This window comes from Pantoea agglomerans, from assembly GCF_020149765.1.
GTDB classification, from domain to species: domain Bacteria; phylum Pseudomonadota; class Gammaproteobacteria; order Enterobacterales; family Enterobacteriaceae; genus Pantoea; species Pantoea alvi.
In genome coordinates this window covers 2,846,523-2,861,921 of record NZ_CP083809.1, presented here as the reverse complement: position 1 = coordinate 2,861,921, position 15,399 = coordinate 2,846,523, and the positions used below count along the sequence as shown (strand labels likewise).

Genomic DNA, 15,399 nt, shown 5'->3' with positions numbered 1-15,399 from the left:
GAACAGGCGCGCTTATAACGAGAAATGGGCCATTGCCGCCGCAAAAAACGCACAGCGGCAAAATTTAGCGCGCCATCATACTCCAGCGGAAGTGATGACGCCAATGCTAAACCGCGAACGGCAAGCTTTTGCTTTTAAAGCGCAAAAAAGCGACGAACGCTGCGCAATACGGCATCAGGTTTCTCAGCGTGTACCCAGTGGCCGGCACCGCTGATCACGTGCGCATGGGCGGCGGGAAACTGACGCAGCAGCGCGTCGCGATGCTGATTGTCGAGATAGGGCGAGTCGCCGCCGCGAATAAAGAGCGCGGGATGAGGCCAGGCGGGCACCGCTTCCCAGCCAGTGAGTGTAGCGTAGTTTTCCCATAGCGCCGGAACGTTAAAGCGCCATTCGCCCTCCTGGAACGACTTGAGAATAAACTGGATAACGCCTTCCTCTTTAATATGGCTGCGCATCACCTGCGCAGCCTCACTGCGCTGGCGGACGCCTGCGTCGCTGACGGCGCGGATAGCGGCAAAAATCTCGTCGTGGCGACGCGTCTGATAATCCACCGGCGCGATGTCGATCATCACCAGACGCGCCAGGCGCTGCGGCGCCAGCGCGCTCATCGCCATGGCGATTTTGCCGCCCATTGAGTGGCCAATAACGGCGACGCGATCGATGCCGTGCGCGTCCAGGGTATCGAACATATCCTGCGCCATGGCGCGATAGCTCATCTCGTCGGCGCGCGGCGAGAGACCGTGGTTGCGCACATCAACCTGTATCAGCGGACCCGCGTCTTTCAGGCCGCGCGCCAGCACGCCAAGGTTATCCAGGCTGCCGAACAGGCCGTGAATAAGCAGGATGGGCAAGGAATCAGCGATTGATTGGTCAGTTTGCAGACGAGCATTTAAAATCATGGCAAAGTTCTTAAGATGGGGACCTTGGGTTAGGTTATCATGCTTTCACCTTTCCAGGCGCGACGACACAGCAGGCTTTAGGGCATATTCCGACTTTTGCCGTCTGAGCGTGCGAATGCTATCAGCCCGCCTGGATTTAACTTTATAATCCTTATGTTAGAACCCGCCCGTCTCGCCAGCAACTCTGCGTTGCAGCGGCGTTTTTCAGGCTGGCGTGGTTCTGTCACGAGTCGAAACCGTACGGAAAAAGATGAAAACGATCGAAGTTGACGAAGACCTCTACCGCTATATCGCCAGCCACACGCAACATATCGGCGAGAGCGCCTCTGACATTTTGCGGCGGATGCTTAAATTTAACGCCGGTCAAAGCGCACCTGCGGCGGCGGCGCCGTTAGCCGCCGGCGACGCGACGCAAAAAGCGATCCAGCCCGTGCGTGCGGAAAACCGCCCGCAGGATCGCGTGCGCGCCGTGCGTGAACTGCTGCTGTCGGATGAATATGCCGAACAGAAGAAAGCGGTTAATCGCTTTATGATGGTTCTCTCAACGCTCTATCGTCTTGATCCCTCGGCCTTTGCTGAAGCCACTGCGTCGCTGCAGGGCCGTACGCGCGTCTATTTTGCGGGCGACGAGCAAACGCTGTTGCAGAATGGCACCCATACTAAGCCGAAGCATGTGCCCGGCACGCCGTACTGGGTGATCACCAATACCAATACCGGCCGTAAATGCAGCATGGTGGAACACATCATGGTCTCAATGCAGTTCCCGCAGGAGCTGGCTGAGAAAGTTTGCGGCACCATTTAAACTGAAGCGTCAGGGAGAAGCGCCAATGGCCAGTCACCCCCGTGCCGGGCAACCCGCCCAGCAGAGCGATTTGATTAACGTTGCACAGTTAACATCACAGTATTATGTCCTGCAGCCCGACGTGGCGAACCCGGACCATGCGGTGAAATTTGGCACCTCAGGGCATCGCGGTAGCGCAGGACGTCAGAGCTTTAACGAGCACCATATTCTGGCGATCGCGCAGGCCATCGCAGAAGAGCGCAAGAAAAACGGCATCACCGGACCCTGCTACGTCGGTAAAGATACGCACGCGCTCTCCGAGCCGGCGATTCTGTCGGTGCTGGAAGTGCTGGCCGCAAACGGCGTAGACGTCATTGTGCAGCAGGACAACGGCTATACGCCGACGCCCGCTATCTCCAACGCTATCCTTGAGCACAACAAGCAGGGCGGCGCACAGGCGGACGGTATCGTCATTACGCCGTCGCACAACCCGCCGGAAGATGGCGGCATCAAGTACAACCCGCCGAACGGCGGCCCGGCCGATACCAACGTCACTAAAGTGGTCGAGGATCGCGCCAACCAGCTGATCAAAGCGGGCCTGCAGGAAGTCAAACGCCTGCCGCTGGATCAGGCGTGGGCGAGCGGCCGCATCGTTGAGAAAGATCTGATCCAGCCTTACGTTGAAGGGCTGGCGCAGGTTATCGACTTCGCCGCTATCCAGAAAGCGGGCCTGAAGCTGGGCGTCGATCCGCTCGGCGGCTCCGGGATGGAGTACTGGAAGCGCATCGCTGAGCACTACCAGCTCGATCTGACCATCGTGAACGACGCCATCGACCAGACTTTCCGCTTTATGCATCTGGATAAAGATGGCGTGGTGCGCATGGACTGCTCCTCTGAGTGCGCCATGGCGGGCCTGCTCGCCTATAAAGACAAGTTCGATCTGGCGTTCGGCAACGACCCGGACTATGACCGTCACGGCATCGTCACGCCGGCGGGCCTGATGAACCCGAACCACTATCTGGCTGTTGCGATCAACTACCTGTTCCAGCATCGTCCGCAGTGGGGCAAAGAGGTCGCCGTTGGCAAAACGCTGGTCTCCAGCGCGATGATTGACCGCGTGGTTAACGACATTGGCCGCAAGCTGGTGGAAGTGCCGGTGGGCTTTAAGTGGTTCGTTGACGGCCTGTTCGACGGCAGCTTCGGCTTCGGCGGCGAAGAGAGCGCGGGCGCCTCTTTCCTGCGCTTCGACGGCTCTGCCTGGTCGACCGATAAAGACGGCATCATTCTTTGCCTGCTGGCGGCGGAAATCACCGCGGTCACCGGCAAGAACCCGCAGCAGCACTACGACGAGCTGGCTGCACGCTTCGGCGCGCCGAGCTACAACCGTCTGCAGGCGCCTGCCACCTCTGCACAGAAAGCGGCGCTCTCTAAGCTGTCGCCGGAGATGGTCAGCGCCGATACCCTGGCGGGCGATCCGATCACCGCGCGTCTGACGGCGGCGCCGGGCAACGGTGCCTCTATCGGCGGCCTGAAGGTTATGACGGAAAACGGCTGGTTCGCTGCCCGTCCGTCAGGTACCGAAGACGCCTACAAGATCTACTGCGAAAGCTTCCTGGGCGCGGAACATCGCGCGCAGATTGAGAAAGAAGCGGTAGAGATCGTCAGCGAAGTGCTGAAAAACGCCTGATAAAATTGAGCCGACCGACAGACCAGAAGGTTTTCAGGCGGCTCAATACTCCGCATCAAGCGCCCGTCGGGCGCTTTTTTTATGGCACAAAGCGGTAGCCGATGCCGGTTTCAGTCAGCAGGTGTTTCGGCTGTGCCGGATCCGCCTCCAGCTTCTGACGCAGATGCGCCATATAGATGCGCAGGTAGTGACTGTGCTCAACCGCATTCGGCCCCCACACCTGGCTTAACAGCTGGCGCTGCGTCAGCACTTTGCCGATATTGTTCAGCAGAACGGCCAGCAGACGAAACTCAATAGGCGTCAGGTGAACCTCTTTATCGGCGCGTACCACGCGGCGCGCGGCCAGATCGACGCTGACGTCGGCGAAACGAATCACCGGCTCCGGCTGCTGGCCGGGATGGCGGCGCAGCGCCACGCGCACGCGCGCCAGCAGCTCGCCGATGCCGAAAGGCTTGGTAAGATAGTCGTCCGCGCCGACGTCGAGCGCGTCGATCTTATCCTGCTCGTCAACGCGCGCCGACAGGATAATCACCGGGACGGCGCTCCACTGGCGCAGCTCGCGGATAAAATCGCGTCCGTCGCCGTCGGGCAGGCCCAGGTCGAGGATCACCAGGTCAGGTTTGCGCGTTGCCGCCTCAATCAGCCCACGCTGCAGCGTATCGGCGTCAAATACCTTCAGCGCTTCCCCTTCCAGTGCCAGGCGCACAAAGCGCCGGATCTCTTTTTCATCTTCAACGATTAATACGGTGGCCACGCAGCGGTGCTCCATGCCTGAAAACCTGGCGCTACTGTAGCAGCAAAATATCCGGCTGCGAATTGATCATAACGTGATCAAGGCTTTAACCATTTTGTAACTTACTTTCATTATCATCTGAAGATGAGTCTTAAAAAGGGAAAAATAGTGGTCGGATGAGTAGCAAAATTACACAGGGAAGCGTAATATCTGAGCAAGATCACATTTCAGTCACAGCTTTAAAGGAGGCCAACGATGTATCAAAAATATCCCTTTTCTAAAATCCTGTTGCGTCGTGCGCTGGTTATCCTGCTGGGCGTTGTGGCGCTGCCGGTGATGCTGTTTCGCCAGGATCGCGCGCGTTTTTACAGCTATCTTCATCGCATGTGGTGCAAAACCAGCGCCAAGCCGGTCTGGCTGGCGCAAAGCGAAGCTGCAGGCGGCGTCTTCTGGTAAGCCGTCCGCATAGCGAAACAGAGCCCGATTTAACCGTCGGGCTTTGTTGTTTCTGAAGCCTCGTCACAGAGAAAAGCCTCTCCAGCGCTGGCTGGAGGCTGTTATTCACGCAATTTTCAGCTACACTTAAACCTCTACAAGATTTCGGAGGTTGTACAAGTATGAGCGTAAAAATTCCGCTGGGTATCAGTGCCTGTTTGCTGGGGGAACAAGTCCGTTTCGACGGCGGTCATAAACGTCTGGCCTTTGCCGTCAACGATCTCGCGCCCTTTGTACGCTTTGAACCGATCTGCCCCGAAATGGCGATAGGCCTGCCGACGCCGCGTCCGGCGCTGCGGCTGGTAAAACAGCGCGATGAAGAAATTCATCTCTGCTTCAGCAAAGAGGGCGGCGAAGAGATGACCCAGCAGATGAACGACTGGTCTGCCGAACGGGTTAAATCGCTGCATCATCTGTGCGGCTACATCCTGTGCGCTAAATCGCCCAGCTGCGGTATGGAGCGCGTGCGCGTCTATGAACCCGACACCAACAACAACCGTAAAGCGGGCATGGGGCTGTTCGCCGAAAAGCTCAAGGCGGAACTGCCCTGGCTGCCGGTGGAAGAGGATGGTCGCCTGCACGATCCGGTGCTGCGCGAGAACTTTGTAGGACGCATCTGCGCGCTGCACGAATTTAACCAGATGTGGCAGCGCGGCTTAACGCGCGCGCAGCTGATCGCGTTCCACAGCCGCTATAAGCTGCTGATGCTGGCGCACTCGCAGGAGAAATATCGCGAGCTTGGGCCGTTCGTCGCCTCGATGAGCCAGTGGGATTCACTGGAGGCGTTCGCATTTGAATATCGCAACCGCATGATGGCGCTGCTGTCGCAGCCGGCGTCGCGTCGTAACCACACCAACGTGCTGATGCACGCGCAGGGCTATTTCCGCCGTCAGCTCAGCTCGCCGCAGCGCCAGGAGCTGGCGGAGCTGATCGATCGCTACCGCTGCGGCGTACAGCCGCTGCTGGCGCCCATTACCATGCTGAAGCACTATATGACGCAATATCCGCACCCCTGGCTGACGCAGCAGCGCTACTTCGATCCCTACCCGGAGGCGCTGCGCCTGCGCTACGGCCAGTAATATGCGCACGCATCTGGTCTGGCTGCGTAACGATCTGCGCGTAAACGATAATCTGGCGCTGAGCGCCGCCTGTCGCGACCCCGAGGCAAAGGTGATCGCGCTGTTTATCGCCACCCCGCAGCAGTGGCGTCAGCACGATATGGCGCCGAAACAGGCGGCTTTTATCTACGACAGCTTGCTTGAACTGCAGCAGGCGCTGGCCGATCGTGGCATTGCGCTCTACACCCAGACGTGCGACGACTTCGCTGCTTCGCTGGAATTGCTGAGCGCCTTCTGCGAAAAGCATCGCGTCGACGCGCTGTTTTATAACTATCAGTATGAGCTGAACGAACGCAGGCGCGACGCCGAGGCGGAAAAGCGCCTCGATCAAGCGGGCGTGGTTTGTCAGGGATTTGACGACAGCGTGCTGCTGGCGCCAGGGAGCGTGCAGACCGGCGACGGCAAGATGTACAAAGTCTACACCCCGTTCAGCAAGGCTTTTGTGCGGCGGCTGCAGCAGCAGCTGCCGGAGTGTGTCGCCGCGCCGAAACCGCGCCACGGCGGCGCCATTAAGGCGGGGGCCGCGCCAGCGCGCTTCGACTATCCCCTGCAAGAGTACGACCGCGAGCGCTTTCCCCCAGGGGAGCGCGCGGCGCTGGAGCGGCTGCGCCATTTCGCCCGTCAGCCGATCGTCGACTATTGCACCACGCGCGACGCGCCCGCGGTAGACGGCACCAGCCGACTCTCGGTTTATCTCACCACCGGCGTGCTGTCGCCGCGTCAGTGCCTGCATCGCGTGCTGCATGAGCATCCGCGCGCGCTGGAGCAGAGCCAACTCTTTACCTGGCTCAACGAGCTGATCTGGCGCGAGTTTTACCGTCACCTGATGGTAGCGTTTCCGGCGCTCTGTCGGCATCAGCCCTTTGTTGACTGGACGCGCCACGTAGACTGGCAGCGCAACGACGCGCACTTTGCCGCCTGGCAGGCGGGCAAAACCGGCTACCCAATTGTGGATGCGGCGATGCGGCAGATGAACGCGCTGGGCTGGATGCATAACCGCCTGCGCATGATCACCGCCAGCTTTCTGGTAAAAGATCTGCTCATCGACTGGCGCGAAGGCGAGCGCTACTTTATGCAAAACCTGATCGACGGCGATCTGGCGGCGAACAACGGTGGCTGGCAGTGGGCGGCGTCGACCGGCACCGATCCGGTTCCCTATTTCCGCATCTTTAACCCGACCACCCAGGGCGAGCGCTTCGACAGCCAGGGCGCATTTATCCGTCAGTGGCTGCCGGAGCTGAAAGAGGTACCGGACAGCGATATCCATCAGCCGCAGCGCTGGGCAGAGAAAAATCACAAGAGACTCGATTATCCGGCGCCAATCGTGGAACATAAGCAGGCACGTAAAAAGACATTAGACGCCTTTGTGCGCGCGAAAAACGCAGCCTGAGGCGGCATGGAGCCGTTATGAACCATTACGAACTTGAAAATATCGTCAACCAGCAGCTGAACAGCGGCGCCTTCAGCGACTATGCGCCGAACGGCCTGCAGGTTGAGGGACGAACCGAAGTGAAAACCGTGATCACCGGCGTAACCGCCTGCCAGGCGCTGGTGGATGAAGCCGTGGCGCGCAACGCCGACGCGATACTGGTGCATCACGGCTACTTCTGGAAAAGCGAGCCGGCGGTCATTAAAGGCATGAAGCGCAATCGCCTGCGCGCGCTGCTGGCGAACGACATCAATCTTTACGGCTGGCACCTGCCGCTTGACGCCCATGCGACGCTGGGCAACAACGCCCAGCTGGCGAAGCTGCTGGATATCGAAGTCAAAGGCGAGATCCAGCCGCTGGTCTTCTGGGGCGAGCTGGCAACGCCGCTGAGCGGCGAGGCGCTGGCGCGCCGCATCGAAGAAAAACTGGGGCGTGCGCCGCTGCACTGCGGCGACAACGCCCCGGCGCAGATCCGTCGCATCGCCTGGTGCAGCGGCGGCGGCCAGGGCTTTATCGACAGCGCGGCCAGCTTCGGCGTTGACGCCTATATCACCGGCGAAGTCTCCGAGCAGACGATTCACAGCGCTCGCGAGCAGGGGCTTCACTTCTTCGCCGCCGGCCACCACGCCACCGAGCGCGGCGGTATTAAAGCGCTGGGCGAGTGGCTGGCCAGCGAGCATGGTCTGGACGTCACCTTTATCGATATCGCCAATCCCGCCTGATTATTCTCCTCCGACGCGCCCGCTTTCGGGCGCAAATCTGTTGACACTGTTCTGACACTTTCGCATAACTATTCGCTTTATTCTGATAATCGTCAGCCGTCGCGCCTCGCGCAGCGGAAAAGTGGAGGTGGAATTTGCAACGAGCACGATGTTATCTGCTTGGCGAACAGGCGGTGGTGCTGGAGCTTGAGCCGCCGGTATCGCTGCAAAGCCAGCAGCGCATTTGGGGATTAACGCAGCATCTGCAGCAGCATGAGCAGGTGGTGGATGTGATTCCAGGCATGAACAACATCACGCTGCTGCTGCGCGACCCGCAGCAGAGCGCGCCGGACGCCATTGAACGTCTGCAGCGCTGGTGGGAAGAGAGCGAGGTGCTGGAGGCGACGTCGCGGCTGGTGGAGATCCCGGTAATATACGGCGGCGACGGCGGGCCGGATCTACAGCTGGTGGCCGACTGCGCTGGCCTGACGCCGCAGCAGGTGGTGGAGCTGCACAGCAGCATCGACTACGTGGTCTATTTTATCGGCTTTCAGCCGGGATTCCCCTATCTGGGCGGCCTTGACAGCCGTCTTCACACGCCGCGCCGCGCCGAACCGCGCCTGAGCGTACCGGCCGGTTCCGTGGGCATCGGCGGCAGCCAGACCGGCATCTATCCGCTCGCCACGCCCGGCGGCTGGCAGCTGCTGGGGCGGACGCCCGTCGCGCTGTTTGATCCGCAACAGCAGCCGCCGACGCTGCTGCGTCCCGGCGACAGCGTGCGCTTTGTGCCGCAAAAGGAGGGCATATGTTAAGGATCCTGCGCGCCGGACTGGCGACAACCCTTCAGGACAGCGGCCGCGCCGGCTGGCGTCAGTCCGGCATCAGCGTCGGTGGGGTGCTCGACCTGCCGGCGATGCGCACCGCCAATCTGCTGGTCGGCAACGCGCCGGACAGCGCGGTGCTGGAAATCGTGCTGGGCCAGTTCAAGGCCGAATTTATGCGCGACGGCTGGTTCGCCTTAACCGGCGCCGCCTGCAATGCCGAGCTGGACGACAAACCGGTCTGGACCGGCTGGCGGCTGCCGGTGAAGAAAGGGCAGGTGCTGACGCTCTCCATGCCGCTGCACGGCATGCGCAGCTATCTGGCGATCCACGGCGGCTTCGACGTCGCGCCGGTGCTCGGCTCGCTCAGCACCGATCTGAAAGCTGGCTTCGGCGGCTGGGAAGGGCGCAAGCTGGAAGATGGCGACCGTTTGCCGCTCGGCAAGCCGACGCGGGTCTTTACGCGCAAGGCGGGCGTGCGTCAGCTGCTGTGGAGCAACCGCATTCGCGCGCTGCCGGGCCCGGAATATCATGAGTTCAGCCGCGAGGCGCAGCAGGCCTTCTGGCGCACGCCCTGGACGCTAAGCCCGCAGAGCAACCGCATGGGCTATCGCCTGCAGGGGCCGGAGCTGAAACGCGAAACCACCCGCGAGCTGCTGTCGCACGGGCTGGTGCCCGGCGTGGTGCAGGTGCCGCCGAACGGGCAGCCGATCGTACTGATGGCCGATGCGCAGACCACCGGCGGTTATCCGCGTATCGCCTGCGTGATCGACGCCGATCTCTATCAGCTGGCGCAGATCCGTCTGGGCGAGCCGATTCACTTTCTTCAGTGTTCGCTGCCGGTGGCCATGCAGGCCCGCATGCATCAGCGGCGCGCGCTGGATCATATGGCATGGGGACTTGCTGATGAAGATTGATCTGAACGCCGATCTCGGGGAAGGCGGCGACAGCGATCGCGCGCTGCTGCAGCTGGTCAGCTCCGCCAATATCGCCTGCGGTTTTCACGCTGGCGACGCGCAGACCATGCTGCAGTCGGTGCGCTGGGCAAAAGAGTTCGGCGTGGCAATTGGCGCGCATCCCAGCTTCCCGGATCGCGAAAACTTCGGGCGCACCGCGATGCAGCTGCCGCCGGAAACGGTTTATGCGCAGATGATCTATCAGATCGGCGCGCTGAAGAGTCTGGCGGAGAGCGAAGGCGAACGGCTGGTACACGTTAAGCCGCACGGCATGCTCTATAACCAGGCCGCCGCCGACGCGACGCTGGCGGACGCCATCGCGCGCGCGGTAAAGGCGATCGACGCGGATCTGATTCTGGTCGGTCTGGCGGGCAGCGAGTCGATACGCGCCGCGGCGCACCACGGGCTGCGCACGCGCGAAGAGGTGTTCGCCGATCGCGGCTACCTCAGCAGCGGGGCGCTGGTGCCGCGCAGCCAGCCGGGCGCGATGATTGAAGACGAAGCGCGCGCTATCCAGCAGACGCTGACCATGGTTAAAGAGAGAAGGGTCGAGAGCGTCAGCGGCGAGTGGGTCGCTGTAAACGCGCAGACCGTCTGTCTGCACGGCGACGGCGCGCACGCCTTGCTGTTTGCGCAGCGTCTGCGCGATCTCTTCGCCGCCGAGCAGATTGCCGTCACCAGCGCGTAATTTTTCCTTCTTTGCCCGGCCTCGCAGCCGGGCTTTTTCAACATAAGGGTAAACATGGATAACGTGATCAACCTCTGGCCGCTTCTGGGCATTGCGGCAATCGTCATCGGCTTTTTGCTGCGCTTCAATCCGGTGCTGGTGGTGATTGTCGCTGGCTTCGTCACCGGCTTCGCCGCGCTGATGCCGCTGGGCGATATTCTGGAAAAACTGGGCGCGGGCTTTCTCAATACGCGCAACCTGCCGCTGATCCTGCTGTTGCCGCTGGCGGTTATCGGCCTGCTGGAGCGGCACGGCCTGAAAGAGCGCGCGCAGGCCTGGATCGCGCAGATCAAAACCGCTACCGCCGGACGTCTGCTGATCGTCTATCTCTTTGTGCGTGAGGTGACGGCGGCGCTTGGCCTGACCAGCCTTGGCGGTCATCCGCAGATGGTGCGTCCGCTGCTGGCCCCGATGGCGGAAGGGGCGACCGAGAACCGCTACGGCGAGGTACCGCTGGAGGTGCGGCATCGTCTGCGCGCCATGTCGGCGGCGACGGATAACGTCGGGCTCTTCTTCGGCGAGGATATTTTCGTCGCCTTTGGCGCGATTATCTTTATGCACAACTTTATGCTGGAGTCGGCCAATATTCAGACCGAGCCGCTGCATATCGCCGTCTGGGGCATTCCCACCGCCGTGGCCGCCTTTCTTATCCATTCGGCGCGTATGGTGCGGCTTGACCGCCAGCTGGCGCGCGAGCTGCAGGCGCTGAACGGCGCCGCGCTGAAAGCGAAAGGGGGCCGCTAATGTTCCAGCAACAATATCTGATGTGGCTGGCGGGCGTGATTCTGCTGGTGGTCGCCGTGCTCTCCTGGCGCGACAGCCATAACCCGCGCCGCTTCACCACCGGCCTGTTCTGGGCGCTCTACGGCCTGATATTTCTGGTCGGCGACTGGACAACGCAGCTGGTAAGCGCGCTGAGCGGCACGTCGGAACTGGGCGTGCGCTATCTGCATATTGGCGTCGGCGTGCTGGTCGTGGCGATGGCGCTGATCGCCGGCTGCGGCGGCGTCCGCCTTGGCCGCTACCATCAGCGCAGCGACGAGGAGAAGCAGGTCAGCGCCCGCCGCCTCGGCAACCGGCTCTTCCTGCCCGCGCTGGCGATCCCGGTGGTAACGGTCATTGGCGTGCTGGCCTTTAACCATATCCCCGGCCTGCAGGAAGCGGTATTTGGCGCAGGGAATCATGCGACGCTGGTCACGCTGTTCTCCATGATGATCGGCTGTCTGCTGGGCTGGCTGATTGCGCTGAAAATGACGCACGAGAAGCCGGTGCAGTCGATGCAGGAGACGCGCCGTCTGCTGGATGCCATCGGCTGGGCCTTTATTCTGCCGCAAATTCTCGCCACCCTCGGCCTGCTGTTCACCAGCGCCGGCGTTGGCAGCGCCATTTCCCATCTGACGGCGAACTATCTGGCCGTCGACAACCGCTTTGTCGCCGTCACGGTCTACGCCGTCGGCATGGCGCTGCTGACCATGGTAATGGGCAACGCCTTCGCCGCGTTCCCGATTATTACCGCCGGCGTCGGCATTCCGATTCTGGTGCTGCAGCACCATGGCGATCCCGCCGTAATGGCGGCGATTGGCATGTTCTCGGGCTACTGCGGCACGCTGATGACGCCAATGGCGGCCAACTTCAATATCGTGCCGGCCGCGCTGCTGGAGCTGCCGGATCGCAACGCGGTGATCAAGGCCCAGGTGCCAACCGGTGTGCTACTGTTAATCGTTAACGTATTTCTGCTCTATTTCCTGATGTTCCGGTGAGGTCAGTATGAAGACGGTATTAGTGACGGCGTTCGAACCATTTGGCGGCGAGAGCATTAATCCCTCGTGGGAAGCGGTACGGGCGCTTGAGGGCAAGGAGACTGGCGGCGCGCGCATCGTGGCGCGTCAGCTGCCGGTGGTCTTCAGCGACGTGCTGGGCGTGCTCTACGCCGCTATGGATGAGGTCGAGCCCGATTTGATTCTGTCGGTCGGCCAGGCGGGCGGGCGCAGCGACATCACCGTCGAGCGCATCGGCATTAACGTCGACGATGCGCGCATCGCCGATAACGCAGGGCAGCAGCCGGTGGATGAGCCGATCGTGGCGGACGGCCCGGCAGGCTATTTCTCCACGCTGCCGATTAAGGCGATTGTCGCGGCGGTGCGCGCGGCTGGCATTCCTGCCTCGGTGTCGCAGACTGCCGGTACCTTTACCTGCAACCGGGTGATGTACGGCCTGCTGCACCGGCTGCATAGCCAGGGCAACCGCGTGCGCGGCGGCTTTGTGCATATTCCCTATTTGCCGGAGCAGGCGGCGCAGCACCCTGGCGCGCCGAGCATGGCGCGCGACCATGTTATGCAGGCGCTGGAGATTGCGATCCGCGTCTCGCTGGAGACGGAAACTGATCTGAAAGTTGCCGGCGGCGCAACGCACTGAGAGGACGAAAATGCCAGAAGGACCGGAGATCCGCCGCGCGGCGGATCAGCTTGAGGAAGCCATTGTCGGCAAACCGTTGACGGAGGTCTGGTTTGCCTTTCCTGAACTCAAAACCTATGAGCCCACGCTGGTGGGCGAGCAGGTCAACGCCATTGAGACGCGCGGCAAAGCGCTGCTGACACACTTTTCCAACGGCCTGACGCTCTACAGCCATAACCAGCTCTACGGCGTCTGGCGCGTGGTAGAGAGCGGCACGGTGCCGGAAACCAAACGCCAGCTGCGTGTGCGGCTGGCGGTCGCCGATCGCGCTATTCTGCTTTACAGCGCCTCCGATATCGAACTGCTGAATGCCGAGTCGCTGGCGGCGCATCCCTTTTTAAATCGCGTGGGTCCCGACGTACTCGATGCGCAGCTTGAGGTTGCGACGGTGCGCGAGCGGCTGCTCTCGCCGCGCTTTCGCCGCCGTCAGTTTAGCGGGCTGCTGCTCGATCAGGCGTTTCTGGCGGGGCTGGGCAACTATTTGCGCGTGGAGATCCTCTGGCAGGCGGGCCTGCTGGCGCATCATCGCGCACAAGATTTAACGGATGAGCAGCTTGACCGGCTCAGCGAGGCGCTGCTGGCGATCCCGCGTCACTCTTACCGCATGCGCGGCACCATGAAGAAGTACCATCACGGCGCGGCGTTTCGCTTTGAGGTGTTTCATCGGCAGGGCAAGAAGTGCCGGCGCTGCGGCGAGATTATTCAGAAGGGGACGCTATCGTCGCGGCCCTTTTACTGGTGTCCGGGCTGCCAGCACTAAGATAAAAGCGCGCACAATTTAGCCTTACAGACGGATTAGAAGCCTGAGGAGCGGGTAGCCAGACCCGCTCTCCAGGCTTCTGTGCGGCCTGAAACAGAGGCCGCTGCGGTTATTTCTTCAGCGCAGAGGTAAATTCGCGCTCGGTATAGCCGGTATAGAGCTGACGCGGACGGGCAATCTTCATCCCTTCGTCGTGCATCTCTTTCCAGTGCGCGATCCAGCCGACGGTACGCGCCATGGCGAAGATCACGGTAAACATCGAGGACGGAATGCCCATCGCTTTCAGAATAATGCCGGAGTAGAAATCGACGTTCGGATAAAGTTTGCGCTCAATAAAGTAGGGATCGTTCAGCGCAATATGCTCCAGCTCCATCGCCACTTCCAGCAGGTCATCTTTCATGCCCAGCTCGTTCAGCACTTCGTGGCAGGTCTCACGCATCACGGTGGCGCGCGGATCGTAGTTTTTGTAGACGCGGTGACCGAAGCCCATCAGGCGGAAAGAGTCGTTTTTATCTTTCGCGCGACGCACAAATTCCGGAATATGCTCAACGGTGCTGATCTCTTCCAGCATACGCAGGGTCGCTTCGTTCGCGCCGCCGTGCGCCGGTCCCCACAGCGAGGCGATACCCGCAGCGATACAGGCGAACGGGTTGGCACCGGAGGAGCCAGCGGTACGCACGGTAGAGGTTGAGGCGTTCTGCTCATGGTCGGCGTGCAGGATCAGAATACGGTCCATCGCGCGCTCCAGCACAGGGTTCACCTTGTACTCTTCGCAAGGCGTCGCAAACATCATATGCAGGAAGTTGCCAGCGTAGGAGAGGTCGTTGCGCGGATAAACGAAAGGCTGGCCGATAGAATATTTGTAACACATCGCCGCCATGGTCGGCATTTTCGACAGCAGGCGGAACGCGGCGATTTCACGGTGACGCTCATTATTCACATCCAGCGAGTCGTGATAGAAGGCAGCCAGCGCGCCGGTCACGCCGCACATGACCGCCATCGGATGCGAGTCGCGACGGAAGCCGTGGAACAGACGGGTAATCTGCTCATGGATCATGGTGTGGCGGGTTACCGTCTCGCGGAACTCTTCAAACTGCTTCTGGGTCGGCGCTTCGCCGTTCAGCAGGATATAGCACACTTCGAGATAGTTAGAGTGGGTCGCCAGCTGATCGATAGGGAAGCCGCGATGCAGCAGAATGCCTTCATCGCCGTCGATAAAGGTGATTTTGGATTCGCAGGACGCTGTAGAGGTGAAACCCGGGTCAAAGGTGAAAAGGCCGCTGGAGCCTAAGGCGCGGACATCAACCACATCCTGCCCAAGGGTGCCTTTCAGCACGTCCAGCTCAAGAGCCGTTTCATCTTGTAGGGTTAGCGTCACTTTTTTATCTGTCATTTTCGTCTCCATAGCGCCTTATGTAAGTATGGATCTTAGACACCTGAAAAGCGGTCATGTTGCGGTCGCCATTAACTTCACAATAACACTCTGCGGTAACAACACGGGTGCAGGGTACAGAGTGAGAGGCGTGTCCCGGCAGGGAACGAGGCAGTCATGAAATTCTGCATATCGCGGTTGTTAAAGATCCGGTCTGGACATAACTTTCTGGTAATCAACAACCTGTTGTTTTAGGGTGTTCATGATCAGAATGTTACATAACTTGTGCTTAGGGGAAAGTGTATCCCCATAACTTTTATGCATCACTGGGGTTTGATGCCCTAGTTTGTAACTGAATTGTTGAACTTTTGTCAAATCAGATAATTAAATTTGTATTAAATGTGAAATTCGTGAGTCGGATCACTGTTTCACGCAAATGTACCCAAAGAGATTGTAGGGTAATTGT

The 15,399-nt window shown here is 60.4% G+C and carries 16 protein-coding genes; 13 read left to right on the top strand and 3 right to left on the bottom strand.

The window, feature by feature from the left end; all coding sequences use genetic code 11:
- Positions 1–134: 134 nt before the first annotated feature.
- Positions 135–899: an esterase gene (ybfF, locus tag LB453_RS16445; protein ID WP_103794971.1), complete on the bottom strand. Its 765-nt coding sequence runs from the start codon at positions 897–899 to the stop codon at positions 135–137.
- Between the two features lie 250 nt (positions 900–1,149).
- Between ybfF and seqA the strand changes: the two genes are divergently transcribed.
- Both seqA and pgm read left to right on the top strand, forming a co-directional pair.
- The gene (seqA, locus tag LB453_RS16440; RefSeq protein WP_103794970.1) at positions 1,150–1,701 is read left to right on the top strand and encodes a replication initiation negative regulator SeqA; all 552 of its coding nucleotides are present in this window, start codon (positions 1,150–1,152) and stop codon (positions 1,699–1,701) included.
- Between the two features lie 25 nt (positions 1,702–1,726).
- Positions 1,727–3,367, top strand: coding sequence for a phosphoglucomutase (alpha-D-glucose-1,6-bisphosphate-dependent) (gene pgm, locus LB453_RS16435; RefSeq protein ID WP_033751752.1), 1,641 nt, complete (start codon positions 1,727–1,729; stop codon positions 3,365–3,367).
- A gap of 79 nt (positions 3,368–3,446) precedes the next feature.
- Here the strand turns inward: pgm and kdpE are convergent, their stop codons facing one another.
- Entirely contained in the window at positions 3,447–4,121 is a 675-nt protein-coding gene (gene kdpE, locus LB453_RS16430) for a two-component system response regulator KdpE (protein ID WP_103795263.1), read from the bottom strand.
- 234 nt (positions 4,122–4,355) lie between these two features.
- On the opposite strand from kdpE, the gene LB453_RS16425 reads away from it, so the two are divergent.
- The 11 genes from LB453_RS16425 (at position 4,356) to nei (ending at position 13,561) form a co-directional block, all read left to right on the top strand.
- On the top strand, positions 4,356–4,556 hold the full coding sequence (locus LB453_RS16425; protein ID WP_103794969.1) for a YbfA family protein: 201 nt from the start codon (positions 4,356–4,358) through the stop codon (positions 4,554–4,556).
- Positions 4,557–4,717: 161 nt separating this feature from the next.
- Positions 4,718–5,674, top strand: coding sequence for a YbgA family protein (locus LB453_RS16420; protein ID WP_103794968.1), 957 nt, complete (start codon positions 4,718–4,720; stop codon positions 5,672–5,674).
- A gap of 1 nt (position 5,675) precedes the next feature.
- Positions 5,676–7,103, top strand: a complete 1,428-nt coding sequence (phrB, locus tag LB453_RS16415; protein ID WP_103794967.1) for a deoxyribodipyrimidine photo-lyase — start codon at positions 5,676–5,678, stop codon at positions 7,101–7,103.
- Between the two features lie 17 nt (positions 7,104–7,120).
- Positions 7,121–7,864 (top strand): type 2 GTP cyclohydrolase I, encoded by a 744-nt coding sequence (locus LB453_RS16410; RefSeq protein ID WP_103794966.1) that lies wholly within the window; start codon positions 7,121–7,123, stop codon positions 7,862–7,864.
- A 134-nt stretch (positions 7,865–7,998) separates the two neighbouring features.
- The gene (gene pxpB, locus LB453_RS16405; protein ID WP_103794965.1) at positions 7,999–8,655 is read left to right on the top strand and encodes a 5-oxoprolinase subunit PxpB; all 657 of its coding nucleotides are present in this window, start codon (positions 7,999–8,001) and stop codon (positions 8,653–8,655) included.
- Positions 8,649–9,581: a 5-oxoprolinase subunit PxpC gene (pxpC, locus tag LB453_RS16400; protein ID WP_103794964.1), complete on the top strand. Its 933-nt coding sequence runs from the start codon at positions 8,649–8,651 to the stop codon at positions 9,579–9,581. Before pxpB ends, pxpC begins: the two co-directional genes overlap by 7 nt.
- Entirely contained in the window at positions 9,571–10,308 is a 738-nt protein-coding gene (pxpA, locus tag LB453_RS16395; protein WP_103794963.1) for a 5-oxoprolinase subunit PxpA, read from the top strand. Before pxpC ends, pxpA begins: the two co-directional genes overlap by 11 nt.
- 54 nt (positions 10,309–10,362) lie before the next feature.
- On the top strand, positions 10,363–11,091 hold the full coding sequence (locus LB453_RS16390) for a DUF969 domain-containing protein (RefSeq protein ID WP_103794962.1): 729 nt from the start codon (positions 10,363–10,365) through the stop codon (positions 11,089–11,091).
- Complete coding sequence (locus tag LB453_RS16385) at positions 11,091–12,107, top strand: DUF979 domain-containing protein (RefSeq protein ID WP_103794961.1); 1,017 nt, start codon at positions 11,091–11,093, stop codon at positions 12,105–12,107. The genes LB453_RS16390 and LB453_RS16385 overlap by 1 nt, the downstream gene beginning before the upstream one ends.
- A gap of 7 nt (positions 12,108–12,114) precedes the next feature.
- Entirely contained in the window at positions 12,115–12,762 is a 648-nt protein-coding gene (gene pcp, locus LB453_RS16380; RefSeq protein ID WP_103794960.1) for a pyroglutamyl-peptidase I, read from the top strand.
- Positions 12,763–12,772: 10 nt separating this feature from the next.
- Positions 12,773–13,561 (top strand): endonuclease VIII, encoded by a 789-nt coding sequence (gene nei / locus LB453_RS16375; protein ID WP_103794959.1) that lies wholly within the window; start codon positions 12,773–12,775, stop codon positions 13,559–13,561.
- A 109-nt stretch (positions 13,562–13,670) separates the two neighbouring features.
- On the opposite strand, the gene LB453_RS16370 is transcribed toward nei, so the two are convergent.
- Positions 13,671–14,954, bottom strand: coding sequence for a citrate synthase (locus tag LB453_RS16370; protein ID WP_103794958.1), 1,284 nt, complete (start codon positions 14,952–14,954; stop codon positions 13,671–13,673).
- Between the last annotated feature and the right edge of the window lie 445 nt (positions 14,955–15,399).

What these genes read in the sequence shown, in the direction of transcription:
- ybfF (WP_103794971.1), bottom strand. Translation starts at nt 899, where the DNA reads ATGATTTTAAATGCTCGTCTGCAAACTGACCAATCAATCGCTGATTCC.
- seqA (WP_103794970.1), top strand. Translation starts at nt 1,150, where the DNA reads ATGAAAACGATCGAAGTTGACGAAGACCTCTACCGCTATATCGCCAGC.
- pgm (WP_033751752.1), top strand. Translation starts at nt 1,727, where the DNA reads ATGGCCAGTCACCCCCGTGCCGGGCAACCCGCCCAGCAGAGCGATTTG.
- LB453_RS16425 (WP_103794969.1), top strand. Translation starts at nt 4,356, where the DNA reads ATGTATCAAAAATATCCCTTTTCTAAAATCCTGTTGCGTCGTGCGCTG.
- LB453_RS16420 (WP_103794968.1), top strand. Translation starts at nt 4,718, where the DNA reads ATGAGCGTAAAAATTCCGCTGGGTATCAGTGCCTGTTTGCTGGGGGAA.
- phrB (WP_103794967.1), top strand. Translation starts at nt 5,676, where the DNA reads ATGCGCACGCATCTGGTCTGGCTGCGTAACGATCTGCGCGTAAACGAT.
- LB453_RS16410 (WP_103794966.1), top strand. Translation starts at nt 7,121, where the DNA reads ATGAACCATTACGAACTTGAAAATATCGTCAACCAGCAGCTGAACAGC.
- pxpC (WP_103794964.1), top strand. Translation starts at nt 8,649, where the DNA reads ATGTTAAGGATCCTGCGCGCCGGACTGGCGACAACCCTTCAGGACAGC.
- pxpA (WP_103794963.1), top strand. Translation starts at nt 9,571, where the DNA reads ATGAAGATTGATCTGAACGCCGATCTCGGGGAAGGCGGCGACAGCGAT.
- LB453_RS16390 (WP_103794962.1), top strand. Translation starts at nt 10,363, where the DNA reads ATGGATAACGTGATCAACCTCTGGCCGCTTCTGGGCATTGCGGCAATC.
- LB453_RS16385 (WP_103794961.1), top strand. Translation starts at nt 11,091, where the DNA reads ATGTTCCAGCAACAATATCTGATGTGGCTGGCGGGCGTGATTCTGCTG.
- pcp (WP_103794960.1), top strand. Translation starts at nt 12,115, where the DNA reads ATGAAGACGGTATTAGTGACGGCGTTCGAACCATTTGGCGGCGAGAGC.
- nei (WP_103794959.1), top strand. Translation starts at nt 12,773, where the DNA reads ATGCCAGAAGGACCGGAGATCCGCCGCGCGGCGGATCAGCTTGAGGAA.
- LB453_RS16370 (WP_103794958.1), bottom strand. Translation starts at nt 14,954, where the DNA reads ATGACAGATAAAAAAGTGACGCTAACCCTACAAGATGAAACGGCTCTT.